This is a genomic window from Variovorax sp. 10L426 (genome assembly GCF_056395305.1).
In genome coordinates, this window is the sequence record NZ_JBFTJF010000035.1 from 1 (window position 1) to 26,613 (window position 26,613).

The window sequence follows — 26,613 nt, forward strand, 5'->3', positions numbered from 1 at the left end:
GCCACGCCGCCCTTGGCATAGCGGCCGTAGTTGCCGCCGCCGCTGGCGAAGCTCTGCCAGTTGCTCGTCAGGGGCGAGTTGGCCAGGCCCATGAAGTTGCCGCCGACCAGCACGCTGCTGAACTGGTTCAGATTGGTGGTCACCGCGATCTCGGTCGGCGCCGTCATGCCGGGAATGTCCACATAGCCCAGGATCTTCATGAAGGCGGTGTTGCCCATGTTGGGCAGGCCGGGGTAGACGCCCTTCCACTCATTCCACCAGTTGTACCAGCCCGCCGGATTGTTGATGGAGCAGCCGTCGCACAGGCCGGCCAGTGCCACCACGGCAACCTGGCCCTTCAGCGCCGCGGTGTCCCACACCGTCACCAGCGCGAACTCGTTGCCGTTGGTCACCGCAACGCCCGTGGGCACTTTGTTCGGGGCAAGCATGGCCGAAGCGTTGTTGCTTGCCGTGTTGCTGCTCACCGTACCGATCGCGCCGTTCTGGAAGGCGACCACGCCTTCGGCGCAGAAGCCGGCGGCACCCTTGCAACTGCCGATGGCCACCGGGTTGCCGCTGGTGATGCCGGCGGCCTTGTAGTTCATGACGTTCGGCGTATCGATGCCCTTGCCCGTCGCCATGTCCATTTGCCAGGCAAGCTGCGGCAGCTGGGCGAACACGTTGTACATGTAGGCGGAGGTCTGAAGCAGACTCACGCCGACACGCTGCGTCGGGTCGTCGGCCGTAAAGATCGCATTGCCCTGGTTCGTGGAATAGGCCGAAGGATTGCTCGTCACGGGACCGCCGACCGACCAGTAGAACGGGACGTCCTGCGCCGGCGCGGTGAGCTTGATGTCCGTGCGCTTGGTTAGCGAGGGGCCTGTGTTGGCCGTGCCGTACGACGCGGCATCAGGACCGTAGCGGTAGGCGATGCCGGCGTCCTTGCTCAATTGCGCAGCCATCGCCGTGTAGGAAGCGGGGATGACCGTCAAGGACGAATCGACGATGTCACTGCCAGCTGCCGGAGCGGGCGCCGGTGCTGGGGCAGGCGCCGGTGCTGGAGCAGGCGCCGGTGCCGGTGCTGATGCCGATGCGACCTGACATGACTTTGCCACCATCGGCGCCGGATCGGAGCCGAAGAAGGCGTTGCTGCATGTGCCCGCGCCGCTGACGGTCTTGGTGATCCAGCTGGAACCTGCGCCATAGCGAACCGTGCTGCCGCTGGGCACGTTGAAGCTACCGCCCTCGGCGGCAATGGTGGAGTAGGACGGTGCGGGAGCAGGAGCAGGAGCCGGGGATGGCGCCGGAGCCGGGGCGGGGGCCGGGGCTGCCGATGCGACCCGGCAGGACTTGGCCACCATGGGCGCCGGATCGGAGCCGAAGAATGCGTTGCTGCACGTGCCTGCGCCGCTGACGGTCTTGGTGATCCAGCTGGAACCGGCGCCATACTGAACCGCGGTGCCGCTGGGGACGTTGAAAGTACCGCCCTCGGCGGCAACGGTCGTGTAGGCCGGTGCGGGAGCTGGCGCTGGCGCCGGAGCAGCCGTCGAATCTATCTGACAGGACTTGACCACCATCGGAGCCGGATCGGAGCCGAAGAATCCGACGCTACATGTACCCGCACCGCTGACGGTCTTGGTGACCCAGTTGGACCCCGCACCAAAGCTCACCACGGTGCCGTTGGCGACGTTGAAGCTGGCGCCCTCCGCGGCGATGGTCGTAGGCTTTGCCGCCGCAAAAACTTTGGCGTCCTTGGTCGATCCGGAGCCCGCGCTGGCCGAGCCCCCATCGGCCACCAAGGTGCCGCTGCCGTCGACGCTGGACGCCGCGGCGGTGCCTGTGCCCGTGCTGGTCCCCCCGAGGGCGCCGACGCCACTGTTTCCCCCACCTCCACAAGCTGAAAGGGTGCTTGCCGCAATAAGCAGCAGAAGCGAACTTTTATCTAGCGATTTCAAAAAAAAGACCTCGAGTTTTCAGAAGATGCCGGGTTGTACGTGGGAAGCGTCCTACCCGACAAGCTTTCTTGCAAATCCTTTCGTGATGTTTTCATAACCATAGGGTGCTGTTACAACGGTATTGCCCCGTGACTTTTTCCCTGCGAACTTCCTTATTAAATGCAAATTCTGCGTGTAACAGCAGGCAATTCGCTTTCATCATGCGGGATCAAAAAGGAGGCTTCGCCGACATCGGCCTGGCGTCGCGCCGTCTGCCTACAGCGCATTGCGGCGGCGGCGGCGTGCCGTCCGAGTCCCAAGCGAATAAGTTGTGCGGATCGGCCCGCGTCCTGGGCCCCGCACGGAAAGGAGTCGTTGAATGAGTGATCAAGGCTGGAGCAGGGGTCGGAATCTGCTGTCCGCGCTGATGGCCGCGTCGTGTGTCCTGGCGCTGACCGCGTGTACCGACCGAACCGCGAAGAACGAATCCGCCGGCCAACAGCTGGATGCCGCCGTCGACAAGACCGAGAAGGCAACCGCGGCAGCCGCCGAAAAAGCTGCCGAGCTGGCCGAAGCTGCGCGCGACAAGACCAAGGCTTACTTCAACTCGCCCGAGGTCAGGCAGGATGTCGGTGCCGTGAAGGACGCCGTGAAGAACCTTGGCGGGGCCGCGGTATCCACGACGGACGATGCCGCCATCACCATGTCGGTGTCGTCCGCGCTGGCGAAGGACCCGGAACTGAACGCTGCCCACATCGACGTCCAGACGAAGGCCGGCACGGTCCGCCTAGCCGGCGCCGCGCCCGCCGCGTCGGCAAAGGCGCGGGCGGAACAAATCGCCAAGGGCGTGAAAGGCGTCGGAGCGGTAGACAACGCGCTGGAAGTCAGGGCGATGTAGCCGCTGCCAGTTCCGGCGCGGCGTCCTTGAGCTGCAGCCATTGCCGGGCATGGTCGCGCAGGGCCTCGATCTGCAGCGCGATCAGCGCGAGTTCGGTCCGCACGAGCTGTACGGCCGGATCGGCGTCTTGTCCGTTGGGCAGCGGCGCCGGCGTCTTGTGCGACGCGAGCCTGGCCGCCGCTTCGTCCGGGTCCGACGCTGCGCGCTGCAGGCCGGTGGCCAGGACTTCCAGCAGAGTCGCCGTCTCGTCCGCCACATTCATCATGGCGATGGCCTGCGCCGGATCTTTCAGCGCCACGCGATGCGCTCCCAGAGCCGAGAGATAGCTCAGCAGCGTGTGCGACTGGATGAGAAAGCGCAGCGCCACGCCCGCGCGCGGCCGCACGAAGCCGGGCTCGCGAAACATCTCCGACACCGCAATGGCGAGCGCCGCGTCCGCGTTGTGGGCGTTGCGCCGGGCCAGCCGATAGGGCAAGTCGTCGTGCGGGCCGGAACGGTATTGCTTGGCGATCTCACGCAGATAGCCCGCATGGTTGCGCAGGGCCGTGGCGGCAAGCTCGTTGAAGCGGCGCGCCTGCCAGTGCGGCAGCACCAGCAGCATCGCGAGCCCGGCGATCAGGCTGCCGATGGCGGTGTCGATCAGCCGCGGAACGATCAGTACGCCGCCGTCGCCCACCTGGTTGAAGCACATCAGCACGAGCACGGTCATGCAGGCCGTCGCGACGAGGTAGCGTGTGGCGCGTGCCGCGAAGAAGAGCACGCCCGCAGCCACCGCCAGCAGCGACTGGAGCCAGTGCTGCGGAAACAACCCCAGCAGCGCCCAGCCGGTGACCACCCCGGCGGCGGTGCCCGCCATGCGCTGCCCCATGCGCGAGACGGTGTCGCCCCAGGTCTGCTGGCAGACGAAAAGGGTGGTCAGCAGGATCCAGTAGCCCTGCACCGGATGGATCCATTGCATGACGCCCCAACCGGCCAGGAGCGCGACGGCGAGACGCGTCGCGTGGCGGAACAGCGGCGATTGCGTCGTGAGCTGGCGCCGCACGCGCTCCACCGCGTCGCGCAAGGATCGTGGCGAGCGGTCGAGCAGGCCCATGTCGTTGCGGCCGGCCTTCGCCGACGGCTGCGTGGCGCCGGCGAGTTGGCCGTCGAGTTGCTCGAGATTGCGCGCCAGTGCCTCGACGGAGGCCAGCAGCGAAATCCGGCGCGGCTCGTGCGCATGCATGCGCTCGTGCTCGATGGCGCTGCCCAAGTCCGCCAGCGCCTGCACGGTGACGCCGTCGGCCGTGAAGGGTTCGCGCCGGGCGATCGACCGGGCGAGCCGCAGGCAGGATTGGCCCTGCAAGTCCAGCACGCGCTGGCAGCGGTACAGCAGGTCGCTGTGGAAGAAGGTGTCGGCGAGTGCGTTGTAGTCGTCATGCGACGAGCTCGCGCGCTCGTGCACGTCCTGGGCGATCAGGTAGAGGCCGCGATAGCGCGCGATGCGGCCCGTTGGCGCACGCGCGCCGATGCGGCGAAAAATGCTTTCCTTCGCGGCGTTGAGTTCGCTCACCACGTCGGCGTTGAGTTGCGACAGGGAAAGCCGCTTGCGCTCGATGTCGATGCCGCGCAAGGGCTCGAACAGCGACGCCTTGAACCGCACATAGTCGCCGAGCACCGAAAACAGCCGCACAAGGCGCGCCTGAACCGGCTGTGCCGGAAATGCGGCGCACCAACCGACCGAGAAAACGCCGTACCAGGCGGCCCCGGCGAGCAACAGGACGATCTCTTGCTGCCTGCGGGCCGCGTCGCCAGCCTGGTTCTCGATGCCGAGCGTGGTGTACATCGCGAGGATCAGCGTGGCATAGCCGATGGCCTTGTAGCGTGGCTCGACGGCGCCGAGCATCGTCAGCCAGAACGCGGCCAGCGAGAGGCCCGCGATGAAAAGGATGGGTATGCCGATGGATGTCTCCACGGCCGCGGCCGCCGCCGCGAAGCAGATCAGCGTCACGATCTGCGAGCGAAAGCGCCCCCGTCCGCTATCGTCCGTTTCGGCCAGTGCGCTCGCGATTGCTCCGAGGAAGAGCGGCGTGACCGCGTGTGGATGCCCAAGAAGCAGGCAAGTCGCCATCAGGCTTGCGAGCGTGAGAAAAACGCGCAGCGCCTGGGCTCGGCTTGTCATTTCGCGGAGCCGTTGCCGCAGCGTATCGACGGTAGAGGAGACCATCGAGAAGGTTGTGCACGATGCGTGCCACCGTGGTGTCAGTAAACGTAATGGCGGGCCGTGGGCGAGTTCCGAGGCGTGGCGGGAATGTTTCAACGGCCCTGGTTCAACCGCTGGAGACCCTGTTCGGTCAGAAACTTGCAGCCTTGGCGGTCGGAGGAGACCAGCCCATTCGACCGCAGGCGCTCGGAGATCCTGATCGCGTGGGTCGGCCGCCGCTGGGCATGCGCCTCACGGAGCGCCTGAAGGGTGTTCCACTGTTCGTCGTTGAGCTGAATCTTCTTGACCACGGGTTCTCCGCCTTGTCATGACGGTACAAAGTTTGGGACAAGCGGGGGCCGACCGCCTCCTCAAAACGATTCTTGCCTTCCCGGCGGTTTCGGGGTATTAAGGCAGGTTTTTCTGCGTCGTGCGCGCGACGCGTCATGCGGGGGCGTTGCTGGTAAAACCAGACAGCCCCACGACAAGTCCATGACAACTCCCACGAATATTCCACCGACCGCGCCGGTGCGCCCGGTTCGCGTCGCTGCCACCTTGATCGTCCTGCGCGACAGCCCTTCCGGACTGGAGGTGCTGATGCTGCGTCGCGCCGAGAAGGAAGCGGACCAGAACAGCGGCGCCGCGGTCTTTCCCGGCGGTACCGTCGACGCGAACGACCGCGCGCTGCACGCGCGCTGCATCGGTGTCGACGACGTCGCTGCCAGCCGGCGCCTCGCCACCCTGGCGAACGGCCTCGACTACTACGCCGCCGCCGTTCGCGAATGCTTCGAAGAAGCCGGATTGCTCTTCGCCCGTGATGCGGACGATCGGCTGGTGGCGCTCGACGACATGTCGCCGAGCGAAGTCGCTGCGCTGCGACTGGCCGTGGAAGAGGGCGGTGACGCGTTCCTGCGGCTCTGCGACAGCCGTGGATGGCGGCTTGCCGTCGACCAGCTCGCCTATTTCAGCCACTGGCTCACGCCGCCGGGCATGCCGCGACGCTTCGACACACGTTTTTTCGTGGCGCTGGCGCCGGCAGCGCAGAGCGCACGTCCTGACGGGCGGGAAACGGTCGAACACCTGTGGCTTCGCCCGGCCGAAGCGCTCGACGCGGCGCGCGGACTGCGGTTGATGAACGTGCAGCGGCGCATCCTGGAGCAACTCGCGGCTTTCGGCAGCGCAGCCGAGTGCATGGAGCACGCGCGCGGCTTGCGCGAAGTCCCGCTCGTCATGCCCCGCCTGGCCGACGGTCCCGCTGGTCGCAGGCCTGTGAACCCGGGTGATCCGGCCTATGACGAACTCTCGCGCATCGATCCGGACGGCCAAAACCATGGCCGCTACGAACTCACGCACGGCCTGGCGATGCGGCTTTCGCCTCGTGTGCTGCGCGTGACGGCGCAGAGCGGCGATGCCTTGGTCAACAGCTATTTCATCGGTGGCGAGCGCGACGAGTGGGCGTTGGTCACCGCCTGTCCCGACGACGAAGCCCACGCCATTGTGCTGCGTGCATCGGCACCGGGTCCGGTCCGCCAGATACTGACATTGCATGGGCTTTCAACATCGCACGGCGAGCGGCTGGAGGTCGGCGGCTGCACCCTGCGCGTGATGCGCGCGCCGGACGGCCCGGATGCGCTCGCGTGCTTTCTGCTGGAAGAAGAAAAGATGCTCTTCGTCCGCGATGCGGCTCAGCTTTCCGGGTTGACGGCGGAAGAGGTCGAGTGGCTGGCGCCGGCCAGCGGATTTCTCAGGCGGGCCTGAGCGGCGGCCTCGCCCTGGGCGAAGACGACGCGTTCTTCCAGATCGCGCGCGAGGACGCCGCAGTCGAGCGCTGAGGTGTCATGGTCGCCTTGCAGGATTCGGACGTCCAGCAGGCATCGGCGGAGCAGGGCCATCGGTAGATCAATGTGACACGGCGTCCGTTTGGAAGCCAGAGCGGCCGATTCTCAAGCGCACGATGGCGGGAAGTCTTCACGCGGCACGGATGCCCTGTTCACAGGATTGAAACAATCGCGTGCAGGCGAAGCTGGCTAACATGGGTCCCATCGACCTGACGGGGACCCAGACATGGACTCATTGGCAAGGCAGGTGGCGGTGGCGCAGGCTTGGCCGGCGTTGCCGCTTGACGCGTGGCGCGACACCTACGCCACCCTGCACATGTGGACGCAGATCGTCGGCAAGACGCGTCTCGCGCTGGCGCCGATGGAGAACCATTGGTGGCAGGTCGCTTTCTATGTGACGCCGCGCGGCCTGACCACTTCGGCCATGCCCTATGGCGACCGGAGCATCGAGGTCGAGTTCGATTTCATCTCGCACGCGCTCTCGATGCGCAGCAGCGATGGCGCGACGCACAGCTTTGCGCTCGCACCCTGCTGCGTGGCCGACTGGTTTGCGCAGTATCAGGCGGCCTTGCGGGCGCTCGGGGTCGAGCCGGTGATCATGCCTTCGCCGGTAGAGGTCGATCCCGCCATTCCTTTTGCCCAGGACCGGGAGCACACGTCCTATGACGCAGACGCCGTGAACCGCTGGTGGCGCATCGTCGCCAGCACGGATCGCGTGCTGAAGCGCTATCGCGGCGCCTTCGATGGCAAGCAGAGTCCCGTGCACTTCTTCTGGGGCGCCTTCGACCTGGCGGCCACGCGATTTTCCGGACGGACGGCGCCGCCTCATCCGGGCGGCGTGCCGAACTGTCCGGATCACGTCATGGTCGAGGCCTATTCCCACGAATGCGCCAGTTGCGGCTTCTGGCCCGGCGGCGGCGCGGTCGCCGGACCCGCGTTCTATGCCTATGCCTACCCGGAGCCGCCGGGCTACGCGACGCATGCAGTGCTTCCGGCAGCGGCTCGGTACGACCCTCAGTTGCGCGAATACGTGCTGCCGTACGAGGCCGTTCGCAACGATCCGGACCCGGAAACCGCGCTGCTCTCCTTCTTCCAGTCGGCTTTCGAGAGCGCCGCCGAGAACGGACGCTGGAGCAGGGTGCCGCTCGAACGCAGCGCCTGCGACCTCAGTTGACGATCTTCGCGATCAGCGGCACATCGGCAATGCCTGTGGCCGGCAAGCCTTGCGCGGCCTGGAACGCCTTGACGCACTTCAGCGAGGCCTGCCCGAACACGCCATCGGCCTTGATGTCCGCGCCCAGATCCGACAGCCCAAGCTGCAGCAGCCGGACATCGAGCCCGCGCGCAAGCGGCGACTGGACCGCGAGCACGCGCGATCCGGGCGGCGGCCCGTCATAGCAGCCCGGCGGCGTTGCCGACAACGTGGCCGCCGAGATCTCCTGGCCACGCACGACGAGCGGCAGTTCCAGCCCCCAGAAGCCCTGGTCGATCAAGCGCTGGAATGCGTCCATGCGATAGACCGTGGCGCGGATGTCGGGGCGCTTGTGCGTCGCCATCCAGTTCCTGCGGGCTGAAACGTAGGCCTGGATCCACGTCTTCTCGCCGGCCGCACCGACCGCACCCACCGCGGCGACGGTCTTGTCGCGAATGAGGACCCACGAGCCATGCACGCTGCTGTCGTACACCACGGCCACGCCGAGCGGCGAGACGATGCCGAGCTTGCCTGCCGTGGCATAGGCGGGCCGCCAGTAGACGTCATTGAAGAAGCCATCCTGGGTGTCGCGCATCACGGGGTCATCGGCGCATGCGCGCAGCACGTTGTGCAGCTTCATGTCGGTGTCGAGCGTGAGGTCGCGCTGCGCGAAGCGGGGGAGCGAGCTTGCGAGCCGCGCACCGAAGCGCGCGCCGTGGTTCGCGCAATAGCGCTGCAGCAGCGTCGCCAGATTGCCGGAGCCGAGCGTGGTTTGCGACCGGCCATAAGTGAGGTGCCCGGTATCGCCGTCGATCAGCGTCACCTGGCCGTAGTCGCCCAGCACGGTGCCGGTCTCGAACAGATTGACGATGGCCTGGGCACTCTTGATTTGCGTCGAGGTGAGCAGCGCGCCCACGGCTTGGACATCGGTCATGGCGTTCCCTCCGGCGAGTGCGTGTCGCTGGGGATTGCAGCAGAAAGCGCCGGAGCGGGCCATCTCTCTTTCAGGGGATGGCGTTCGACGGAAGAGAGGTGGTCGCCGCATATACTGCTTGAGTTTTTCGCCCTCCCCACAAACTCGGCAGCCGCAGCATGAGTTTCGAGTCCGTCCTGGATGCCGTCGCCGAGTTTCTCAAGACCCGACAAAGGGTCACGTACGGCCTATTGCAGCGCGAGTTCCATCTCGATCCGGCGACGCTGACCGATGTCAAGAACGAACTGATCCTCGGTCGCCGCGTCGCGTTCGACGAGGACGGCCTCGTGCTCGTCTGGCGTCCGCCGGTGGAGGAAACGCCCGCCGAGCGGCGCCAGCTCACGGTGATGTTCTGCGACCTCGTCGGGTCGACAAAGCTGTCCTCCCGCCTCGACCCCGAAGACCTGCGCGACATCGTGCGCAGCTACCACGACGAATGCGCGGCGGTCTTGCGTCCGCTCGGTGGTCATGTGGCGCAGTTCCTGGGCGACGGGATCCTGACCTATTTCGGCTACCCGGTGACCAACGAGGACGATGCCGAGCGTGCCGTGCAGGCGGGCTTGTCGATCGTGCAAACGGTGCTTCGTCTCAGCGACCGACTCGGGCCGCGCGTGGCGGGCGGGCTGGCGGTCCGCGTGGGTATTCACACCGGGCTCGTGGTGGTCGGCGGGCTCGGCGATGCGCGCAATCCGAGCAGGCTGGCGCTGGGCGAGGCGCCCAACCTTGCCGCGCACATCCAGGGCGTGGCCGAGCCGAACACGGTGCTGGTGAGCCAGGCCACGCTCGACCTGCTGCCCCTGCGCTTCGTCATCGACGATCTCGGCCCGGTGGTGCTTAAGGACCCGGCCAATCCTGTGCGCCTTGCCAGGGTCGTGGGACAACTCAACGCCGGCAATCGTCGCTTCGCGCGACCGGAACTGGAAGACCCTGCGGGTCATCTCGGCACGTTGCAGGATGCATGGAAGACCGTGTGCGGCGGCAAGGGCTTCGCCGTCTCGCTGGTTGGCGAAGCCGGTCTCGGCAAGACACGTCTTGCTGACGAGCTCTGCGCCCATGTGGAGGCGAACGGTGGCAGCGTCCAGGTGCTGCGCTGCTCGGCCTTCCATCGCCAAAGCGCCTTGCATCCGGTGGCTCGCCAGTTGCTGCTGCGCGCCGGACTGAACCCCGACGCCCCCGGTGATGACGTGTTGCCGCGGTTGGATGCGATGCTGAAGGCCGACGGCATCGACCGTCCGGACGCGGCAAGACTGCTCGCCGCGCTGACCGGACCGGGTTTCGATACCGCCGCAGGTGCGCCGGAAATCCCGCCGCCGGTGTTGATGCGATCCCTGCAGACCTTGCTGCTCGATTGGTTGCGTGCCGCCGCACGTGATCGCGCGGCCTTGATGGTGTGGGAAGACGTCCATTGGGCAGATCCTTCGACGCTGGCCGTGCTGAAGCTGCTGCTCGAAGGCCCGCCGCAACCGGGCCTGTTGATTCTCGTGACCGCGCGGCCCGACTTCGTTCCGCCGTGGGACGCTCCTGCGACGACGGCCACCGTGACGCTCGATCGCATGGACGGCGCTCACATCCGACACCTGATCCAGCAAGTGGCGGCCATCCATGCGCTCGCTCCCGCGCTGGTGGAGCGCATCGCCAGCATCGCGGAAGGCGTGCCGCTGTATGCGGAGCAGATCACGCGCTCGGTGATCGATTCCGTCGTCAGCACCATGAGCATCGAGGTCCCGGCGAGCCTGCACGCGTCGCTGATGGCGCGCCTGGATCGCATGGGCCCGGCCAAGTCGGTCGCGCAGACCGCTGCGCTGCTCGGCCGCGAATTCTCGACCGACCTGCTGGGCGCTGTCTGCGGGATGAGCCCTGGCGAGATGACGCGGGTGCTGGCACATCTGACAGCGGGCGACATCCTTCAGGCCATGCCGGGCTCCGTGCCGCAGCGCTACACCTTTCGCCACGCGCTGCTGCAGGCGGAGGCCGGCGATTCGCTGCTGCGAAGCGCGCGGCAGGCGGTACACCGGCGCATCGCCGAAGTGCTGCAGGAGCGGTTCGCGAAGACCGTCGAAGTGGAGCCCGAGACCCTGGCCCGCCATCTCACGGGTGCGGGCCAGATACGGCCGGCTATCGTGCAGTGGCAGCATGCCGGCGAACATGCGCTCGCGCGTTCGGCGGTCCGTGAAGCCTTGGCGCATCTGCAGGAAGGCATGAACCTTCTGCCCGGCCTCGAATCCGGTCTCGACCGCGATGCGCTCGAATTGACGCTGCAGATTCCGCTGGCCAGCGCCTTGCGCGCGCTGCAAGGCGTCGGCGCACCGGCGACCGGCGCGGCCTACGAGAGGGCGAGTGCGCTGGCGCGCCAACTGGGCGATCAGCGTCGGCTGATTCCGGCGCTCAATGGCTTGTATTCCTACCACCTGGTGAGTGCGCAATACGCGGGCGCGCTCGACTCGGCCCAGTCGCTGCTCGATGTGGCGCGCGCCAACGGCGACGGAATGTTCGAGATGATCGGCCTGCGCGCCGTGGGTGCGGTGGCCTTGCATGTCGGCGATCCGACGACGGCCGCGACCCATCTCGAACGCTCGCTGGCCTTGTACGAGCCCGAACGGCACGCCTCGATTGCGACGCAACTCGGCATCGACCACAAGGTGATGACGTCGAACTTCCTGGCGCTGACCCGGCTGGTGCAGGGTCATGTCGACGCGGCGCTCGAAGTGCAGCGCGAGGGGCTTGCGTGGGCCGACCAGATCGATCACGCGCACAGCATCGGCCAGGCGCTCATCTTCTATTGCCTGCTGCTGGCGGTCCACGAGGACTGGGCCCATGTGCCGCCGCTGGCGGAGCGCACCATCGAGGTGGGTATCAAGCGCGGTTTTCCTGTGATGGAAAGCGGCGGGCGCTTTTTCCTCGGTGCGGCGCGTGCCTTCGATGGCGATCTCGAAGCGGGATTGAAGACCATGCGCGAAAGCTCTGTGCAGTGGTGGGCCAGCGGTATCCGCAACTACCGGCCCTTCTCCGAGTTGCTGCTGGCCCGTGCGCACGCGATGTGCGGCGACATGGACGCAGCGCGCACCTTTCTGGATGCCGCGCGCAGCGGCATCGAATCCACGGGCGAGCGCTGGATCGAGGCGGAGATGTGGCGCGTGCGCGGCGAATTGCTCGTCGAGACGCCCGAGGCGGACCTGCGGCGCGCACTGGCCGTGGCACGGGCGCAGAAGGCGACGGCTTTCGAGCAGCGTGCACTGCGCTCACTGGCGGCCGGCGGATTCGACTGAGGCTCGGTTCGCGGGCACGATCAGGCCCTGCCGCCAGAGCATCGGCCAAACGGCCAGCGTGCGGGTCTCGCCGAAGCGCTGATGCCAGGTATCGAGCAGATCGCGCAACGCCGGTCTCGATGCCAGTGGCGAGAGCCAATCACTCACCGGCTGTCCGCCCAGGAATGCGATCGGCGAATCCAGCGTCGGATGTCGAAGCGCGTCGCTCGCGCGGACCCAGCCATCCGCGAGCACGGGCTCGTGGCTCCAGCGGGCCTGCGCATCGAGTGCGAGCCGATCGTCGAGTCCTGGCCAGGGGCGTTGTGCCGACGGTGCCGCATCGACTGGCGCGGCGCGGCTGGACCAGAACGCGTCTTCGTGCCGCTCGGCCGCTTGCGCGTAGTAGCCGCCCGCGAGCCGCGCGTGCCAACGCATCGCGCGCTGCGCCTGCGCGCGATGAAAGGCCCAGGCAAGCGCCGCGTCGTCGGGGCGTCGCAGCGCGGTCCGCACGCAGGCCGCCGCCTGCACCGCCGAGCGCAGCGCTGCCGCGACGCCTTGCGACGACAGGGGATCGATGGCGAATGCCGCTTCGCCCACGCGCAGCAGGCCCGGTTCCGGCGCCGCGTCGGCTACCGCACCCGGCGTCGCATCGCACGCCAGCACCTTGCCGCATTGACGACCGGCGAGCAGATCTGCCAACAAAGGCGATGCGGCGATCAAGCCTTGATAGAGCCGCGTGCGTTCGACCGCGTCGATGCCGGCGCAATGCTGCGCATCGATGAACGCCGCGGCGGTGACGCCGCCGTTGGACAAGGGGAGCGCCCAGCACCAAGCCGACTCGCCGGCTTCGACGCGCGTGCGCGAGTCCGCTGGCGCAGGGCCCGGCCAGTCGGCGCACAAGGCCACGGTCCGCGGACCCTCGACCGGATGAGCCCTGCGTCCGCGCGCATCGATCAGTACTTCACATCGGACCGAGCCTCCTTCACGCAACGGCACATGCCAATGCGCGTCGACGCGAACAGGCGACTCGGCACTGGCACGCACGACCTGCACATCGGCGGCCCGCGCACCATCGAGCAACATCGCATCGAAGCGTTCGCGCTCTACCTGCAGGCCGGGCTCCGCAGCCTCGCTCTGCGCCATCGGGGGCGCGTTGCCGTTCCAATGGACGAGGGCGCCGCGCGTGCGCAGAAAGCCGGCATCCTCGATCTGCGCGCGCAACCCCAGCGTGGCGAGCAACGGCAGCACGGAAGGCGGCAACGATTCCCCAGCGCGCACCCGAGCGCGCGGAGGCCGATCCACCAGCACTACCCGATGCCCCAGTTGCGACAGGCGCAGCGCCGCAGCCGCCCCTGCGGGCCCGCCGCCGAGGACGCAGACCTCAGCGGAAAAAACCGGGACGCTGCTCGGAGATGCGCACATAGGCACGCAGGCAATGGTCGAGCCAGCCGCGGATGAAATCGCAGGCCACCCGCCCGCGGTGCAGGACTTCGTGATGGCAACCGCCGCCACACAGATAGCGCGCCCAGCAACTGCGACAGGGTTCCTGTCGATCGACGTGACGCGTGGCCAGCCATTGACTGCGCGCCTCGTCGTCGACACCGTCGTACACGCTGCCCATGGCCGCGCGCGGATCGTCGACGAATCGATGGCACGCGCTCAGCTCGCCATTGGCCGCGACGCCGAGATAGCCCGCGCCGGCGCCGCAGGGAAGAGGGCGGTGCGTGCCGCGGTGAATCTCCTGCATCGCGGACAGCATGTTGGAAAACGGGTAGTGCCCGCCCGCCACCGCGCGGCGTTCGAACTCGGCTGCGCAGTCGATCATCTGCGCCAGCAGGGCGTCGAGGTCGCCGGCTGCCAGTTGCAGCGAAGGGTCGCGCGCGCTCAGGCTCGGTGAAACCCCGACGGTGTGGAATCCGAGTTCCATCAGGTGCTCGATGGTCGCGCGCAGGGCGCGATGCCGTGGCGTGACCGTGACGCGCGCCGTCACTTGCATTGGCGAGCGACCATGCAGCGGTCTTTCGCCCTGTCGTGCAAGCAGCGTCGGCAGGCGCGCCACGATGCGGTCGTAGCTGCCGGTGCCGCCCAGCGTGGGGCGCAACGCATCATGCAGTTCGCGTTCGCCATCGATGCTGACGGTCACGGCGAAGCCGTGCGCGGCGAGGAAGGCGGCGTCGTCGGCGTTCAGCACCGTCGCATTGGTGGTCAGCGCGAGGCGCAGCGTCTGGCTTTTCGCGGCGGTGCGTTCCGTCGCGTACTCGGTGGCCTGTCGGAGCACCGAACGATTGAGCAGCGGCTCGCCGCCGAGAAACGCCATCTTGGCGGTGCCGCCTGGCGCCACGCCGTCGAGCAGCTGGTCGATCGCCGCGCGTGCCGTCTCCCAGGGCATGTGCTTCGCTTCGCCGCCGAAGCTCCCGCCGTCGGCATAGCAGTAGCCGCAGCCGAGGTTGCAGTGCTCGGACACGGCCAGCGCGATGGCATTGACCGGCGGCGTGTCGATCGCATCGCCGATCGCCCGCGGTTGCTCCAGCCCGTACGCTGCAAGCAACCGGCGCTCGGCGGTCGCGCCGCCTTGTCGAGCCGCTTCGATGAGTCCTCCGGCGAAATCCGCGGGCACGTCGTAGACGCGCGAAGCGTCCACCACCAGCGCGTGCGTGCCGTGTTCGGTGTCGAAGCAATGCACCTCGGTCGGCCACGTCGGCGTGCGAACGCGCCGGCCGATCGACGATACAGGCACGGTGATCTGAGTCATGGCACGTCGAAGAACGGAATGCCAATGCCGCGCGCCGCCAGTGCCAAGGCTTCGGTGCGCAGGCTGTCCATCGCAAGGCGCGACTGGTTGATCGCGGCTTGCGCGTCGTCGTAGCGCCTTTCCGCTTCGGCGATGTAGGCCGTGCGCAATTCCTTCAGCAAAGCGGCGAGCAGGTCCAGCGCCGCGCGCGCTTCGTCACGTGTGCCAGGCCGCACGTCCAGGAGATAGGGCGACGGGCCGGATGCGTGGCGATAAGTCTGCAACGCCAGCCGCACGTCGCGGAAGCGCGCGTAGTGCTGCGTGCCGTCGGTGTCGATCCGAACGGCCAACTCATACAGCTCGCGCGGGTAGATGTCCTGTTCGAGCGTCACCACGCAGCGCGCATAGGCCGTGTCTAGGGGGCCGCCCGGGCGTTCGATGCGGACGAAGTCGTCCAGCGCCTGCAGGTCGAGTGGGCGCAACGCGGGCAGCTGGATGCCCTGGATCTGGGTGGACGAAGCGAGCGGTTGGAGCACAGGCTCGTAGTGCTCACCCGGCGGGTAGAAGCCGGCACGGTCGAGTTCCCACAGCAACTGGTTGGCCCAGCGCAGATGCGTCATCTCGCTCACCGCGACCAGCGTGACGAACTGGCGTGCGGTGACGAGGTCGGCGGCCAGCGTGGGCCACGGTGCGGGCGGCGTGCCCGGCTTTGGCGAGGGCGGAGGATCCTTCAGGGAGAAGAGCGCGTAGAGATACTGGTAGGCGAGCGTCAGCTCCAGGGGCGCGAGTCGCGTGCGCAGCTCGGCGATCATCTCCTGCGGATTGGCATAGGGCTTGGCGACCGGGGCCATGGGCGGCATGTACGTCGCGCCCACTTCGCGCCCGCCGATGACATAGGCCAGGTCCTGCCAGCGATGGTTGATCTCGAAGTGGTCGAGTTGCGCAGGCCGCGCCGCGGCACGGGATGCCGGCGCACCAACCGCGCCCGCCGGGCTGCGATCGCGGCGCAGCCAATCGAGCCAGAGCACCGAATCCGTTGCGCCGGCGGGTGAGCCGTCCGGCAGGCTCTTGCCATCGCCCTCGCCGAGCACCACATCCGGGTGGTTCGATGCCCAGTAGTAGCAGGCGCAGTCGCGGAAGTCGTGCTGCCACGGATTGCACATCGCCCCGGTCAGCTCACCCGGCGGATAGGCGGCATCGATGACGCCGTTGTGCGTGGTGTAGCGGCGCCTGTATCCCTCCAGTTCGACGGGGGCCTGACCCGCGGGGCCGTCGCGCTGGATCAACGCGATCTTCAGCGGCTCGCCCGGCGCCAGGCAGCGGATGAAGCGCCAGATCAGCTCGCCGTCGTACGCGTTGCCCTGATCGTCATGGCAGGGAATGCGCTTGCCACCTTGCTCGATCCAGTGCAGATACCAGCGTCCGGCGCTCAACGCGATGCCGGTGTCGCCCTGGTACGTTTCAAGCAGCTTCTGCACCCACGGCTCGTCGCTGCGCTCCGGCAGCATCGGGTCGGCTTCGTAGTCGAGGTACTTCAGGTGGATGCCGGCCTGGTTGGGAATGGCCCCCGCCACCGGCGCCACCGGCGCGGCGACCACCCAGAACAGCAGCCCTGGAAAGAATCGCCCCTCGAGCGCGCGCACGTCGAGTTCAAGGCCTGGGAAGCAGTTCGCGACCGCCGAATCGATGCGTGAGGTCGCCGGGTTGCCGATCGCCGCTGCCCGGGCAGTGCGGTTGCGGGGCTGGATGCGGTCGTTCATCGTTTTGCCTCCGGCGTCGCCACCAGCAGATCGAGGAAGTCGATCATCATGTGATACTGCCGCCGCGAGAGCGACAAGGGAACGTAGTAGGCGTCGCGCATGTACGGCGGCATGCGCATGTCGTGCAGCACATCGCGCAGCACGCGCGGATCGCGGAATTCGGGATGGGGCTGCGGTCCGGGCTCCTGGTCCCATTGGGACAGCAAGCCGAAGGGCGGACGCAGCAGCTTGCGCACATGGTCGTGGCGGCGGCGCAGGAAGTCGAGCAGCACGACCTCGTCCATCAACTGCCCGTGAACGAACGGAACGACCTCGGTATAGGTCAGGCGATCGCCACGCACGCTGGTGGTGAATACTGAGATCGCCTGGCCCGGCGTCAGGTCGGGCACGCGGTCGATGAAGGGCTTGTCCTCGCGCGTCATGCTTTCCTTGCCGACCGCGGGCAGCCCGTCCTTGGGGACGCTCGTCGAACCCATCTTGCCCTGGTTGTCCTGGAGGGCCTCCGTGCGCGCGGCATCGAGGTTGAGCGAACTCGCGGTCTCGAACACGCGCCGGAACAACTCCACCACCTCGCACTTGACCGCTTCGAAATTCTCGGGGGTCACTTTCATCAACGGCAGGTCACGGTCCGCGAGGTCGGAGGCGACGTTGTAGAACGGCCGTCGATCGGGCGCGTACTGCGGCGGTCCGACGAACACGCGCGCGGCGGCGCCATAGCGTTCGCCACGCCAAGCCACGGACGCCGTGATCAGCGCATCGCAGGTGTCGTCCACCACGCCCCAGGCCACGCAATCGCCGTCGTCCGCGCCGTCGTAGCCGTCCTGCGGCTGCGGGTCTTCGAACAGGCCGTTGGTCATCTGGTAGCGCGAGAACACCGTGGCGTCGCTGAGGATGCGGTTCTTCGACTTGACGATCATGTGGACGCGGCCGTCTTCCTTCTTCGAGAATTCCTCGATGTCGAGCGGCCCGGTGACCGTCTGGCGATCCGGTCCGTAAGCTGCTTGCGGCGGACCGTAGACCTCGCCCGTGCCAGGTGTGAAGCGCAGCCGCAAAGCCGACAGGTCGACGCCTTCGGCTGCCTGCTCCACCGGCCGTATCCATTGCACCTTGCCGATGGGGATGGGCTTGTCGTGCAGCACCAGCGGCTGCTGCCCCGAGGTGTGCCGGCTGAAGGCCAGGAGCGCGCGTTCGCTGTGATCCTTGCCGGCGATCTCGACGCGGGCCGTGAACCCGCAGGCTTCGTCGCCGGTGCGGCGCGCGGCCTTGAGGTTGGAGGCCGTCACTTCGAGCGCCACGTGGTCTATCCCGATGCCGAGTTCCTTCAGAAGGCCGAGGGTCAACGGGCACTCTTCGAGTTGTCCGTCGTGCGGGCGCAGCAGCGTCGCCCACAGTTCGAAGAACGGTGCGACCGGACGAATCGAGCCGTCAGCGTCCTTGAAGCGGATCTCACGGGGCATGTGGGGCCGCAGGGTTCCGTCGGGCGCGATGTTGAAGCTCAAGGCGGGCTTGATGACGGTCTGCGTGCCGCCGTGCGCGGTCTTGGCGGTGTCCCATTCGAAGGCAGCCATCGGTGTCGGGCTGGCCCCGACGCGGGCGACCGCCATGGGCGGATTGAAGTAGATATTGACCAAGGTGCGCATCGGACACTCCTTCAGGTCTTCTGATCGATCGGCGGCGGCCCCCAGGGCACCGGCACGATCGGATCGCCCGCCGGAGCAGGCCACCGGCCGCCCGGCTCCGGGCAGACGCTCTGGGCGTAGCGGAACGTGTTGCCGGGGTCGTACTTGCGCTTGATCGACAACAGACGGGGAAACTGTTCGGCCCAGTAGCGCTGCCGGTAGTCGGTCTGGCTGAGGCGCGGGTAGTTCTGGTAGGACTCTCCATTGCCCATTGGATCGAGGAGCGTCATGAAGTCGTCGAGGTAGGCCTGCACCTTCTGGCGCTGCGGCTCGTCCATCCAGAACACGTCGACGAAAAGGTTCATGTCGGCGTCGCGATGCACGAAGGCCGTGTCATCGCGCGGCACGCGGTTGATGGCGCCGCCGTACGGCTCGATGGCCACGGCGGTCCACGGGTCCGGGCTCTCGGTGAAGCGCTTGCAGACCTTGCGCCATTCCGCCACCGTGAGCCGCCGCGCGATGTTGGTGGACTGCTTGTCCTCGCGCGCCAGGTCGGGGCAGGGCGGAATGTTCTCGAACAGCCAATCGTTGAGTTCGAAGTAGGTGCCGACCTTGTTGAGCTTGAGTGTGGCGCCTGTGTTGTCCATCAATGGCTTCAATGCTTTCCTGCCCTGCGCGGGCGAGCCCCAGTAGGTGCCGCGCATGACCAGCACGGGGTCGAGCTTGGGGCCGAGGCGAACCAGCGCGCCCATGTAGCCGAGCTCGGGCGGCGCGCCGCTTCGCATGTAGTCGGCCTGCAGGGCGGCCAGGGCGGCGGGCGCCTTGTCGATCGGCCATTCCAGGCCGAAACCCCAGAGCGGCGGTAGATCGCGCAACTCGTAGGTCACCTGAAGCAGGATGCCGAAGTTGTTGCCTGTGCCGCCGCGCATTGCCCAGAACAGGTCGGGATTGCTGTCGCGCGCCGCGCGCACGATGCGCCCGTCGGCCAACATCACGAGCATCTCCCGCACGTTGTCGCAGTTCATCCCGTAGAGCCGCGAGGTCAACCCGAAGCCGCCGCCCTGCATGAACCCTGCCACGCACACATCGCCGCAGATGCCGGTCGGCACGTGCAGCTTGTAGTCCGCCAGCGTCGCGTTGAGATGTCCCCAGTTGGTGCCGGGTCCGACCACCGCCACCTTGCGATCCGGGTCCACGTAGATGCCGTTCAAGCGGCTGGTGTCGATGACCATGCCGTCGTTCATGCTGAAGCCGGCCGTGCTGTGGCCACCGGAACGCGTGGTGATCCACAAACCGTATTGGCTCGCGAACTGCAGGCATTCCCAGACGTCCTGGAAGACCTCGCAGTAGACGATGAGTTGAGGAAAGCTCTGGAACGCCAGGTTGGAGAGCTGTCGCGACGCCGCGTAGGGCGCATCGCTAGGCAGGACCACCTGCCCCTGGATCTTCGCCTGCAATGCCTTCGCGGCACTGCTGTCGAAGGGGGCCGGATAGGCCGCCATGGCCTCCGCCCAGCCATGGATACGCTCTCGCCGAGCGACTTGCTTGCGACTCATTCGCCACATGGGGGATCTCCTCGTCGGCCGGCGGTGCGGCGCGATTGTGATTGTGTGTGTTTGTTGTCGAACAGGCTTGTAGCAGTGAAGCGCCACACAGGCAAGCATCGCTTTGGGGTTGTCGCGGCAATTGCATCCGTGTCATCCATGCGATGGGCGGGCGCAGTAGTATTCCGCGCAAAGGAGTTTCGTGACCCATCGATGAGTTCCGCCAATGAACGCTTGCCGCAAGCCCTGCTCGACGCCATTTCGCCGCATGGACTGATCCGGTCCTTCCCGCCGCAGGCGATCCTGATCAACGAAGGCGACACCACCGATTCGCTCTACATCGTGCTGAGTGGGCGCGTGAAGGTCTACGCGAGCTCGGAGGACGGGCGCGAGGTCGTCCTCACCGAATACGGGCCGGGCGAGTACTTCGGCGAACTGGCGATCGACGGTGAGAAGCGCTCGGCATCGATCAAGGCGCTCGAAGCCTGCACATGCCGCGTGGTCCAGGGCACCGAGTTGCGCCAGTTTCTCGCGCAGCACCCGGACTTCGCGCTGCATCTCACGCGCAAACTCATCCGCATGGTGCGTCGCCTCACCGAACAGGTGCGCAGCATGGCGCTGCAGGATGTCTACGGGCGGATGGTTCGTGTGCTGACCGACCTGTCCGACGCGGTCGGCGAAGAGCGCGTGGTGCGCCGCAAGCTGACGCAGCAGGACATCGCCGATCGCGTCGGCTCTTCGCGCGAGATGGTGAACCGCGTCATGAAGGAACTCACCGCCGGCGGCTACGTCGAGCAGCGAGACGGTCGAATCGTGATTCTGCGAAAGCTGCCGGCGGCCTGGTAGCCGATTCGGTCAGCAGCACCATCGAGGAGCATCCATGTCACTTCTTGTCGCTGGTCTCATCCTGTTTCTTGGCGTCCATTCGGTGTCCATCGTCGCCCCCGCCTGGCGCGAAGCGCAGATCGCAAGGCGCGGGGAACGAACCTGGAAAGGCCTCTATGCGCTGGTCTCGCTGGCCGGATTGCTGTTGCTGATCTATGGCTACGGCGTGGCGCGTCACGCGCCGGTGGTGCTCTACACGCCTCCGATTGCGTTGCGGCATGTCTCGCTCCTGCTGATGGTGCCGGTGTTCCCGCTGTTCATCGCGGCCTACTTTCCCGGCCGCATACAGCGCACGGCCAAGCACCCCATGCTGCTTGCCGTGAAGTTCTGGGCAACGGCTCACCTTTTGGCCAATGGAACGCTGGCGGACGTGCTCCTGTTCGGAGCCTTTCTTCTATGGGCGGTGGCTGACCGGATTTCCGTCAAGCGACGCGTCGTGCCACATGCGGTGCCCGGTGCCCCGCCGAGTCCGCTCAATGACTTTATCGCTGTCATTGGCGGGCTCGTCGTGTATGTCGCGTTCCTGTTCTGGATCCACGTCAGGATGGTCGGCGTCTCACCGCTCGGCTAACGAGCAGCGCGGGGCGACCCTTACGCCCGCACTGGTTCTACGCCTTGTTCCGCGCGCTGGTCGTGACCCACGACCAGCACGAGCCCAAACGCCACCACCGACAGCAGCGCGAGGAACAGCACCGCGTAGAAGTCGTTGCCCATGCGGTCCTTCAGCACGCCGAAGATCGTCGGGCCGATGTAGCCGCCGAGATTGCCGATCGAATTGATCCACGCAATGCCGGCCGCCGCGGCAACGCCGCTCAACAGCGCGGTGGGCACGGTCCAGAAGACGGGCAGGGCGGTGAAGATGCCGAACGCGGCCAGCGTGACGGCGGCCATCTTCGGAATGGGTGCATTGAACTGTGCCGCGGCCACGAGGCCGAAGAAGATGCAGGCAAGCGGGATCAGCAGGAACACCTTGCGTTCGCGCCGCGCGTCGGACCAGCGCGTCCAGAACACCATCGCGATCGCGCCGACGAGATAGGGGAAGGCGTTGATGAATCCGATCTCGACATTGCTCAGCCCGCCGAAGCCCTTGATGATTTGCGGCAGGAAGAAGCCGAGGCCATACAGCGGGACCGTGATGCCCATGTAGACGATGCCCAGCGAGATGACCTTCCAGTTGAGCAGCGCCTGCTTCCATGAAATCTTGTGGATCGACTCGCGATGCCGCTGTTCGGCGTCGAGCGTGGTCTGCAGCCAGTTGCTTTCCTCGGGCGTGAGCCACTTCGCATTTTTCGGGCGGTCGGGCAGGTACAACAGTACGAAGAAGGTCAGCACCAGTGCCGGCACGGCTTCGAGGATGAAGAGCCATTGCCAGCCGTGCATGCCCCAGAAGCCGTCCATGTTGAGGATGTAGCCGGAGATGGGTGAACCGATCACGGTCGAGATCGGAACGGCAAACATGAACCAGCCGACGATACGGGCGCGATAGGCAGCGGGGAACCACAGCGTGAGATAGAAGATGACGCCGGGGAAGAAGCCGGCCTCTGCCATGCCCAGCAGGAAGCGCACGACGTTGAAACTCGTCGCTCCGCCGACCCAGGCCTGCGCCATGGACAGCACGCCCCAACTGAGCATGATGCGCGCGATCCAGCGTCGGGCACCGAAGCGTTCGAGCGCGAGGTTGCTTGGTACTTCGAAGAGAAAGTAGGCGATGAAGAAGATGCCCGCCGCGTTGCCGAAGACGGTGCTCGTGAAGCCCAGATCCTTGGACATCGAGGCGCCGGCGAAGCCGAGGTTGACTCGGTCGAGATAGGCGACGAAGTAGCTGACCATGAGCAGCGGCAACAGCCGCCAGCTGATTTTCGAGATGGTTCTCTGTTCTATGGAATCCACGCTGTCTCCAAATGTTGTTGTGGGTTTGGTGCTGCCCCTGGCACAAGCGGAGGTTTATACATCGGTCCCGTTCGACGGTAAGAAAGCCAGCTGACGATCAGCTGCCCGGCGTCGCTGCTGTTCCGCGGAGACGGCACGCGCTTCATGGTCTCCGATCGATCCGACGAAGTCGACCGCCTCGCTCTTGAACTCCCCTGTGGTCACCCGCTTGCTGGTTCTCGCGTAAGGCTGAAGGCCGCGCAACAAACTGCCTTCTTTCATGCGCCCTTGCGTTGCACTTTCGGAGTTTTCCCAATTTCATTGATCTGCACGATTAATACCATTGGCCCCAGATTTTCTGCCCTTCGCCGCCAACAGGCGTGCGAGTGGCAGGCGCCTGGATGAGGGTGATTGACGGGTCGGCAGGGTCGAATCAGATCCTGCCGACCAATTTATTTGTACTTGAGGAAAGGCGCATTCCGGACTGGAAATGCGCCAGGGGAAAACATCATGACGGGATTGTTGAGTGCGGCCTTCATGTGGGGCCTCGTTCTATGGACCTTCCTTCGCGGAAGGCTGGGGTTGCCAATGGCGACCCGGTTGCGTGAGATTTCATTTCGGCCGAATGAGGCAATGTCGGCAGAACAATTGTTTGGCTGTCTGCTCAGCGCAAATTTCGCCTTGCTGATGCATGACAACTTCAATCGAGTGGCAAGTGCGTTGCCCGAGCCGCGGGTCAGGAGGCTCCTTGAGGAGCACTGGGGGATCGTGTCGCAATCGGATTGTCTGCGCCAGATCGAAGACCACGTGGAGCGGCTGGGCGTGATGTCTCTACCAGAGATGAGTGCCATTGCTGCATGGCTGAGCGAGCCGCGTTCTTCAGGCGAGCGCGCTGCAATCGAAGATTGCCACACCACCATGAAGCTCCGGGCTCGACTTGCACGTGTCGACGAATTGAGGCATAGCCATTTGAGCGTTCTGGCTTGGGATATCCAGCAACTTGCGTACTTGATTCGGCTCGCCCGTGCGGTCGATCTTGTCTCGCAAGATCACGCAGAGATCTTGTTGGATCGGTTGGCTGCGCGCGCCAGAACGCACTTTGGATCGTGGAATGACTATTCGCTCTCCGCGCTCGTCGGAGTGGGCATGCGTGGGTCGATGGAGATTTTCGAAACATCAGAGTGGGAGACGATTGCGCGCACGCATTCCGTCTTGCTGGACGAGCGGCATTCGCCCATAGGGCACGCGTCGTCGTGGTGCCATGAACAGCGGATTCCCGAGGGAGCGACCGACATGGCGGCGCGCATGGCGTTTTCGACGTCGCACATTGATTGATGGCGAATCGCTCACTGGCTCTCCTCGCCGGCCTTCTGGGTGTCGCGAGCTATTTCTTTGGCTAGCCGATGGCGATCGAGCTGTACTGGGCATGGGTGGCGTTGATCTCGCTATGTCTGGTGGGACTGACCGTCCTGCAGTTCGTCCATGCGCGCAAGCTCCAACATCGGGATGACGAGCTCGATGCAATTCTCGACGCGGTGCCGCACAACTTCTTGCCGTTGGACCGGCTCAATTCCGCAGCTGCGATATACGTACCGGCTTTCTCCAAATGCTCTTGAATGGCTTGGTCATCCTAGTCAAGAAGCAATTTCTGAATTGCCAACACTCCACTGCAGCGTGCCGATCGCACGGATCAGCTAGAGGAATGAGCAAACGATCGAATGAATTCAATGGTATTGGCCATGCGATTCAATCGATTTAGGACGATTCTGAACACAGCTGCGGGAAGCAGTCGTGCCGTCAATTGACGCCTTTGCGTGACTTTGTTCCGGGCTACCGCCTTGTGCGAATAAAGCCGGACTCGTGGCCCCCAAGCTCTCTTCAATGTCGCGCGTTGATGCCAGGGAAGGTCGTAACGCAGGTTTGTCGGAGGCGCTCAACAAGCTTGGGTGCGCGTGACCTGCAAGGATGAGTTTCGAGGCCAGAGATCACCTGCAAGCGCCTATTCGACGCCCGCTGAACGCCTGCAGTTTGCGGTAGACGTGCTCATCCCCCGCAGGCCTTGCCGTCATCGATATGCGGCTGATCCCCTGGTGGGCGTCATCCGGTGTGCCGCTTGGCGTCCGCCGTCTTCGATGGCGGCGACGCGGAACCCGGTCTCCATCGAGATCGGCACTCGCCAGGCTAGCACCCGGCCGTCCGGTCGATGACCACTGCCGCGTAGACGAGGCAAAGCCTCGGCCTCCGGGATGCGCGAGGCCGTCTCTTTTCGCACAAGGCGGCAGCCCGGAACAAAGTCACGCGAGGCGTCAATTGGTGGCGAGGCTGCTTCCCGCAGCTGTGTTTTGAGAATCGTCCCAAATCAATTGAATTGCATGACTAATACCATTGAACTCATTCGGGCAGTTGCTCATTCCTCTAGCTGATCCGGGCGATCGGCACGCTGTGGTGGAGTGCTGGCAATTCAGAAATTATTTTTTTAACTGGGAAATATCGATGAACAAGTCATTCAAGAGCATTTGGTGCGAAAAGACCGGTACATATATCGCCGCTGCGGAATTGAGCCGGTCCAGGGGCAAGAAATCCTCGTCCGCCGTCCTCGCGGCCGGACTCGGCGTCATCGTTGGCTTGTTCGCGCTGTCGGGCTCGGCGATGGCGGCTAATAGCGGCCTGCAGTTGTGCGACCCCGGCACTGGCAACGGTTGGGCGTGGGGCACGGACAGTAATTCCGCTTTGAATTGCGGGACCGGCAATGACGTGGCCTTTTCGTTGAACAACGCGGGGGATGCCACCGGAGGCAATGGCTTCACTACTTCCACTGCCCGGGTCACTGGCTATGCCAGCGGCTTGCTGGAACTGAAGGGCACCGCCGGCATCTCGATGCTAGACCGGGTGCAGATGAACAACAACAAGATCACGGACCTGGACGCCGCCACCTTGTCTGCGACCAGCACCGATGCGGTGACGGGCGCGCAGCTGCACGCGACGAACCAGAACGTGATCGCCAACACCACCGAGGTCACGAACCTGAGCAACGCGGTGGGCGGCGTGACGCGCTACTTCAAGGCCGGCGGCCTGGAGGATGGCACCGACGATGCCACGGCGTCTCTGAAATCGGTTGCGATCGGTGCCGGCGCGACTGCAACCACGGACGGCACGTCCGCCACCAACAATTGGAATAATCCTCTTGTCGCGGGGAGTGCGACGCAAGTAAATTCCGTCGCTATCGGAAGTGGCGCCCGCGCTACAGGTGGCGGTACGGCGCTCGGCGATACGGCGGTAACCAGCGCGTTTTCTGGCGTGGCGCTGGGTGCCTACACCGTGGCTGGCTCGCACGGGACCGCAGTGGGCTCAGGCGCGATGGCCCAGGGTACGGATAGTTCTGCGCTGGGGTTCAACGCTCTTGCCACTGCAAGTTCTGCGCTGGCAGTGGGTAACTATTCGACTGCCTCGGGCGCCAATTCCGCGGCACTTGGCTCGAAGGCGAATGCAACAGCGGCAAATTCGGTGGCGCTGGGCGCGAATTCGATCGCCGACCGCAGCGATGCGGTGTCGGTTGGCAATGGGACCCTCAAGCGCCAGATCATCAACGTGGGAGCCGGCACGCTGTCGGCTGACAGCACGGATGTGGTGAACGGTTCGCAGCTGTACGCGACCAACCAGAACGTGACGGCCAACGCGGCCAACATTGCGATCAACACGACGAACATCACCAGCCTGGACAGCAGCGTGACGACGGTGAACAACCGCGTCACCAGCATCGACGGCCGGGTGACCAACGTGGAAGGCTCAGTCACGAACCTGACGCAGCAACTGGACGGCGGCAGCGTTGGCCTGGTGAAGCAGGACGCGACGAGCGGCCACATCACGGTGGCCAAGGACACGGGCGGCATGTCGGTGGACTTCACCGGCACAGATGGTGCACGTGTGCTGAGCGGCGTGGCTTCGGGCAAGCTGGCGGTCGACAGCC

General features: G+C 65.7%; 18 protein-coding genes and 1 pseudogene. 9 read left to right on the top strand and 10 right to left on the bottom strand.

Translation table 11 applies throughout. The annotated features are described in order from the left end of the window. Window positions 1-1,778 (bottom strand): annotated as a pseudogene (locus AC1DHL_RS28875) (hypothetical protein); the annotation flags it as partial. A gap of 514 nt (window positions 1,779-2,292) precedes the next feature. On the opposite strand from AC1DHL_RS28875, the gene AC1DHL_RS28880 reads away from it, so the two are divergent. After that, window positions 2,293-2,811, top strand: a complete 519-nt coding sequence (locus AC1DHL_RS28880) for a BON domain-containing protein (RefSeq protein ID WP_478164219.1) — start codon at window positions 2,293-2,295, stop codon at window positions 2,809-2,811. Here AC1DHL_RS28880 and yccS read toward each other — a convergent pair. Together yccS and AC1DHL_RS28890 are read right to left on the bottom strand one after the other, a co-directional pair. After that, a complete protein-coding gene (yccS, locus tag AC1DHL_RS28885) occupies window positions 2,798-4,969 on the bottom strand; it encodes a YccS family putative transporter (RefSeq protein WP_478164220.1) in 2,172 nt (723 codons plus the stop codon). The two genes, AC1DHL_RS28880 and yccS, sit on opposite strands and share 14 nt — an antisense overlap. Window positions 4,970-5,103: 134 nt before the next feature. Further along, the gene (locus AC1DHL_RS28890) at window positions 5,104-5,301 is read right to left on the bottom strand and encodes a hypothetical protein (RefSeq protein WP_478105832.1); all 198 of its coding nucleotides are present in this window, start codon (window positions 5,299-5,301) and stop codon (window positions 5,104-5,106) included. A gap of 181 nt (window positions 5,302-5,482) precedes the next feature. Here AC1DHL_RS28890 and AC1DHL_RS28895 point away from each other — a divergent pair, with 181 nt between their 5' ends. Together AC1DHL_RS28895 and AC1DHL_RS28900 are read left to right on the top strand one after the other, a co-directional pair. Further along, complete coding sequence (locus AC1DHL_RS28895; RefSeq protein ID WP_478105834.1) at window positions 5,483-6,748, top strand: NUDIX hydrolase; 1,266 nt, start codon at window positions 5,483-5,485, stop codon at window positions 6,746-6,748. A gap of 306 nt (window positions 6,749-7,054) precedes the next feature. After that, complete coding sequence (locus AC1DHL_RS28900; RefSeq protein WP_478105836.1) at window positions 7,055-8,002, top strand: DUF5996 family protein; 948 nt, start codon at window positions 7,055-7,057, stop codon at window positions 8,000-8,002. On the opposite strand, the gene AC1DHL_RS28905 is transcribed toward AC1DHL_RS28900, so the two are convergent. Next, window positions 7,995-8,954, bottom strand: coding sequence for a chitosanase (locus tag AC1DHL_RS28905; RefSeq protein WP_478105838.1), 960 nt, complete (start codon window positions 8,952-8,954; stop codon window positions 7,995-7,997). The two genes, AC1DHL_RS28900 and AC1DHL_RS28905, sit on opposite strands and share 8 nt — an antisense overlap. A gap of 158 nt (window positions 8,955-9,112) precedes the next feature. Between AC1DHL_RS28905 and AC1DHL_RS28910 the strand changes: the two genes are divergently transcribed. Then, a complete protein-coding gene (locus tag AC1DHL_RS28910; protein ID WP_478164221.1) occupies window positions 9,113-12,259 on the top strand; it encodes an adenylate/guanylate cyclase domain-containing protein in 3,147 nt (1,048 codons plus the stop codon). On the opposite strand, the gene qhpG is transcribed toward AC1DHL_RS28910, so the two are convergent. From qhpG to AC1DHL_RS28935, 5 genes are read right to left on the bottom strand one after another with little or no spacing between them, the layout of a single operon-like run. After that, on the bottom strand, window positions 12,233-13,660 hold the full coding sequence (gene qhpG / locus AC1DHL_RS28915; RefSeq protein WP_478164222.1) for a flavin-dependent monooxygenase QhpG: 1,428 nt from the start codon (window positions 13,658-13,660) through the stop codon (window positions 12,233-12,235). The two genes, AC1DHL_RS28910 and qhpG, sit on opposite strands and share 27 nt — an antisense overlap. Further along, a complete protein-coding gene (locus tag AC1DHL_RS28920; RefSeq protein ID WP_478164223.1) occupies window positions 13,620-14,990 on the bottom strand; it encodes a radical SAM protein in 1,371 nt (456 codons plus the stop codon). Before AC1DHL_RS28920 ends, qhpG begins: the two co-directional genes overlap by 41 nt. Then, window positions 14,987-16,729 (bottom strand): ferritin-like domain-containing protein, encoded by a 1,743-nt coding sequence (locus AC1DHL_RS28925; RefSeq protein WP_478164224.1) that lies wholly within the window; start codon window positions 16,727-16,729, stop codon window positions 14,987-14,989. Before AC1DHL_RS28925 ends, AC1DHL_RS28920 begins: the two co-directional genes overlap by 4 nt. Next, complete coding sequence (locus AC1DHL_RS28930; protein ID WP_478164225.1) at window positions 16,726-18,369, bottom strand: hypothetical protein; 1,644 nt, start codon at window positions 18,367-18,369, stop codon at window positions 16,726-16,728. Before AC1DHL_RS28930 ends, AC1DHL_RS28925 begins: the two co-directional genes overlap by 4 nt. Window positions 18,370-18,380: 11 nt before the next feature. Further along, window positions 18,381-19,913, bottom strand: coding sequence for an FAD-binding oxidoreductase (locus tag AC1DHL_RS28935; RefSeq protein ID WP_478164226.1), 1,533 nt, complete (start codon window positions 19,911-19,913; stop codon window positions 18,381-18,383). Between the two features lie 192 nt (window positions 19,914-20,105). Here AC1DHL_RS28935 and AC1DHL_RS28940 point away from each other — a divergent pair, with 192 nt between their 5' ends. Then, entirely contained in the window at window positions 20,106-20,738 is a 633-nt protein-coding gene (locus AC1DHL_RS28940) for a Crp/Fnr family transcriptional regulator (RefSeq protein ID WP_478105852.1), read from the top strand. Between the two features lie 34 nt (window positions 20,739-20,772). Continuing rightward, window positions 20,773-21,348 carry an NnrU family protein gene (locus AC1DHL_RS28945; RefSeq protein WP_478164227.1) on the top strand — a complete coding sequence of 192 codons (576 nt, stop codon included), beginning with the start codon at window positions 20,773-20,775 and terminating at the stop codon, window positions 21,346-21,348. A 20-nt stretch (window positions 21,349-21,368) separates the two neighbouring features. Here AC1DHL_RS28945 and AC1DHL_RS28950 read toward each other — a convergent pair whose 3' ends face one another. Then, window positions 21,369-22,667, bottom strand: a complete 1,299-nt coding sequence (locus AC1DHL_RS28950; protein ID WP_478164228.1) for an MFS transporter — start codon at window positions 22,665-22,667, stop codon at window positions 21,369-21,371. Between the two features lie 489 nt (window positions 22,668-23,156). Here AC1DHL_RS28950 and AC1DHL_RS28955 point away from each other — a divergent pair, with 489 nt between their 5' ends. The 3 genes from AC1DHL_RS28955 to AC1DHL_RS28965 all read left to right on the top strand — a co-directional run. Beyond that, window positions 23,157-23,981, top strand: coding sequence for a DUF1266 domain-containing protein (locus AC1DHL_RS28955; RefSeq protein WP_478105856.1), 825 nt, complete (start codon window positions 23,157-23,159; stop codon window positions 23,979-23,981). Between the two features lie 68 nt (window positions 23,982-24,049). Further along, window positions 24,050-24,262 carry a hypothetical protein gene (locus tag AC1DHL_RS28960; RefSeq protein ID WP_478105857.1) on the top strand — a complete coding sequence of 71 codons (213 nt, stop codon included), beginning with the start codon at window positions 24,050-24,052 and terminating at the stop codon, window positions 24,260-24,262. Window positions 24,263-25,031: 769 nt separating this feature from the next. Then, the coding region (locus tag AC1DHL_RS28965; protein ID WP_478105858.1) for a YadA family autotransporter adhesin at window positions 25,032-26,613 on the top strand (1,582 nt) is incomplete at its 3' end.

What these genes read in the sequence shown, in the direction of transcription:
- AC1DHL_RS28905 (WP_478105838.1), bottom strand. Translation starts at nt 8,954, where the DNA reads ATGACCGATGTCCAAGCCGTGGGCGCGCTGCTCACCTCGACGCAAATC.
- yccS (WP_478164220.1), bottom strand. Translation starts at nt 4,969, where the DNA reads ATGACAAGCCGAGCCCAGGCGCTGCGCGTTTTTCTCACGCTCGCAAGC.
- AC1DHL_RS28910 (WP_478164221.1), top strand. Translation starts at nt 9,113, where the DNA reads ATGAGTTTCGAGTCCGTCCTGGATGCCGTCGCCGAGTTTCTCAAGACC.
- AC1DHL_RS28925 (WP_478164224.1), bottom strand. Translation starts at nt 16,729, where the DNA reads ATGAACGACCGCATCCAGCCCCGCAACCGCACTGCCCGGGCAGCGGCG.
- AC1DHL_RS28895 (WP_478105834.1), top strand. Translation starts at nt 5,483, where the DNA reads ATGACAACTCCCACGAATATTCCACCGACCGCGCCGGTGCGCCCGGTT.
- AC1DHL_RS28940 (WP_478105852.1), top strand. Translation starts at nt 20,106, where the DNA reads ATGAGTTCCGCCAATGAACGCTTGCCGCAAGCCCTGCTCGACGCCATT.
- AC1DHL_RS28900 (WP_478105836.1), top strand. Translation starts at nt 7,055, where the DNA reads ATGGACTCATTGGCAAGGCAGGTGGCGGTGGCGCAGGCTTGGCCGGCG.
- AC1DHL_RS28930 (WP_478164225.1), bottom strand. Translation starts at nt 18,369, where the DNA reads ATGCGCACCTTGGTCAATATCTACTTCAATCCGCCCATGGCGGTCGCC.
- AC1DHL_RS28880 (WP_478164219.1), top strand. Translation starts at nt 2,293, where the DNA reads ATGAGTGATCAAGGCTGGAGCAGGGGTCGGAATCTGCTGTCCGCGCTG.
- AC1DHL_RS28920 (WP_478164223.1), bottom strand. Translation starts at nt 14,990, where the DNA reads ATGACTCAGATCACCGTGCCTGTATCGTCGATCGGCCGGCGCGTTCGC.
- AC1DHL_RS28935 (WP_478164226.1), bottom strand. Translation starts at nt 19,913, where the DNA reads ATGTGGCGAATGAGTCGCAAGCAAGTCGCTCGGCGAGAGCGTATCCAT.
- AC1DHL_RS28960 (WP_478105857.1), top strand. Translation starts at nt 24,050, where the DNA reads ATGGCGATCGAGCTGTACTGGGCATGGGTGGCGTTGATCTCGCTATGT.
- AC1DHL_RS28945 (WP_478164227.1), top strand. Translation starts at nt 20,773, where the DNA reads ATGTCACTTCTTGTCGCTGGTCTCATCCTGTTTCTTGGCGTCCATTCG.
- AC1DHL_RS28955 (WP_478105856.1), top strand. Translation starts at nt 23,157, where the DNA reads ATGACGGGATTGTTGAGTGCGGCCTTCATGTGGGGCCTCGTTCTATGG.
- qhpG (WP_478164222.1), bottom strand. Translation starts at nt 13,660, where the DNA reads ATGTGCGCATCTCCGAGCAGCGTCCCGGTTTTTTCCGCTGAGGTCTGC.